This window comes from Zoogloea oleivorans, assembly GCF_008107625.1.
In the GTDB taxonomy this organism is placed as follows: domain Bacteria; phylum Pseudomonadota; class Gammaproteobacteria; order Burkholderiales; family Rhodocyclaceae; genus Zoogloea; species Zoogloea oleivorans.
The window spans coordinates 6,722-8,730 of record NZ_SDKK01000047.1 but is presented as its reverse complement, the minus strand read 5'-3'; the positions used below and the strand labels follow the sequence as shown (position 1 = coordinate 8,730).

The 2,009-nt window shown below is 59.2% G+C and carries 4 protein-coding genes; all 4 read left to right on the top strand.

What is annotated here, in order from left to right:
- Nucleotides 1-255 precede the first annotated feature (255 nt).
- Nucleotides 256-606 (top strand): hypothetical protein, encoded by a 351-nt coding sequence (locus ETQ85_RS24895; RefSeq protein ID WP_148581701.1) that lies wholly within the window; start codon nt 256-258, stop codon nt 604-606.
- Nucleotides 607-661: 55 nt separating this feature from the next.
- Nucleotides 662-952 carry a hypothetical protein gene (locus ETQ85_RS24890; protein ID WP_148581700.1) on the top strand — a complete coding sequence of 97 codons (291 nt, stop codon included), beginning with the start codon at nt 662-664 and terminating at the stop codon, nt 950-952.
- Between the two features lie 142 nt (nt 953-1,094).
- Nucleotides 1,095-1,346, top strand: a complete 252-nt coding sequence (locus ETQ85_RS24885) for a hypothetical protein (RefSeq protein ID WP_148581699.1) — start codon at nt 1,095-1,097, stop codon at nt 1,344-1,346.
- 480 nt (nt 1,347-1,826) lie between these two features.
- Nucleotides 1,827-2,009, top strand: a 183-nt coding sequence (locus ETQ85_RS27170) for a flagellar basal body rod protein FlgB (protein ID WP_246128906.1), incomplete at its 3' end; no start/stop codon positions are given.

The following is a 2,009-nucleotide window of genomic DNA, read 5'->3' as shown; positions in this document are numbered from 1 at the left end:
AGTTTAATCTGACCATGAAGGAAGTACAAGGCATAAGGCACCGCATTTGATGGACTTTTGACCTTGTAGGCGCCTGGCTCAAGGTCACGCTTGGCAACAGGAGGCTCACCGCTTACTAGGTTTGCCGTTGCGGGAATCCGGAGGGCCAATCACACCTTCCTGACATTCCAGGAACAGGGATGTAATGGCTGCGTCACCCCATTGTCAGCCGCCGGATCGCACACTGATCCTGTGGACTCACAAGGAGGTGACACCATGAAACGCAGTCTAGGTACGACACTCGCCGGTGCGGCGCTGATCCTTGCGTTAGGCGCCTGCTCATCGACTCCCCCCGTTGCAGAGATGCCCGAGTTCATCTCCAGCGCGTCGACGGCAGCGGACCATCAGCGCATTGCGGACTACTTCGCGAAAAAAGCGGCTGGTTATGAGGCCGAAGCCAAGCAACACGAAAAAATGGTTACCGCGTACTCGGGGCGTCCGAAAGGCGATGTCGGGATGTGGGCATCGCACTGTGGCGCTTTGAAAGCGAAGCTCAAGGAAGCTGCCCAGGAGGCCCGGGCACTGGAAAAGGGGCATCGCGACCTGGCGGAGAGTCTTGGCAAATAAGTCATTGCCGAGCCGGCGTGAGTCTCGTGCGGTTCGGCCTGGACAGGGGAACATCATGCAAGAAGCGAACGAAGACCTGAGAGCGCGTCTTCAGGCCAATCTCGACGTAGCAGCCGGACTCTGCCGTCTGGGCTTCACCTACGGTGAGCAGGTGACGACATTGACCACCGAGACGATGCAGAAGTGGGTGCATCAGGCTGACCACGACCCCAAAGCGTTGTTGCAGGGAGACGTTGCGGGTTTCACCGCGGCAAGTGGCCGGATTGCGGTGGACCACTGGTCGGCACTGCTTTCGTGCACGCTGGAATTTCAGAAGGCATTTCTGGCTGCACTTCCTAAGCGCTAGCCGCGTAGCGGGCAGGAGAAAGCTGACAGGAATGTAATCATCGGGTCATGTCTCTGACGGCTCCAGAAGCACAAACTGGCCTTGTCGGACCCGCCCGCCGGCATCTCGAATCCTCTGGACCCCCTTTTTTGGAGAAGCTGTCATGAAACTCAATTCTTTTCTCTCGACCGCGCTGATTGCCACCGTTGCAGCGCTGTCCTTTGGCACCCAGGCTGCGGATACCGACAAGGCACCCGCCGAGCAAACCGATAAGGCCACGCCGAAGAAGGTGAAGCCCCATTCCCACATGACGGAAAAGACCGGTATCCCGGCGGCGGCCCCTGAGGCTACGGGGGAAAAGGCGGCACCGGCCAAGGATGCAAAGCGTCACAACCACCAGCGGGACATGAAGTAAACGCAGTCATTCAGAGGCCCCGTGAAGGGGCCTCGGTGTTTTGAACATGAAAACCCCAACCCACGATGAACACGGGAGCCGTTGTTCTTGCCGCNNCTCAGTAGCAAATGGCACGAGACCGGACCGATCGATCCGGTGAAGGCCATCCAGATCATGAACGAACAGGAGTAAGTTGCCATGCCCCTCGTTGCCGGAATTGGAAGCCTTGGGCCGGTTCAGCCGACCTCGGACGCTGGGCACAGTGGTCACACCGTTTCGGCAAGTGGCACCTCTTCCTTTGCCGGCGCTCTTTCACAGGTCATGAGCAGAACGACCAGTACGGCCCCGTCGGGGACGCCCAGTCCAGCATCCAGTACGGGGGGCGCACCGCAGAGTTCAGCACAACGCGATACACGGCCCTCTTTGGGGGATGTCTTCCAACCCCGTCACATCCCATTGGTGGGATCAGGGCACCCGAGCCATGATTTTCAGCAACTCGCCTTGGGCTTGAGGGCCTATCGTCAGCAAATCATCGCGTCCAATATCGCCAACGCCGATACCCCCGGCTACAAGGCCGTCGACATCGATTTCCAGGACGCGCTACGTAACGCCCAGGCGGCGGCGAATGTGCCTCCAGTATCCCTGACCACGACCTCAGCGGGGCACTTGCCAGGACAAAGCACC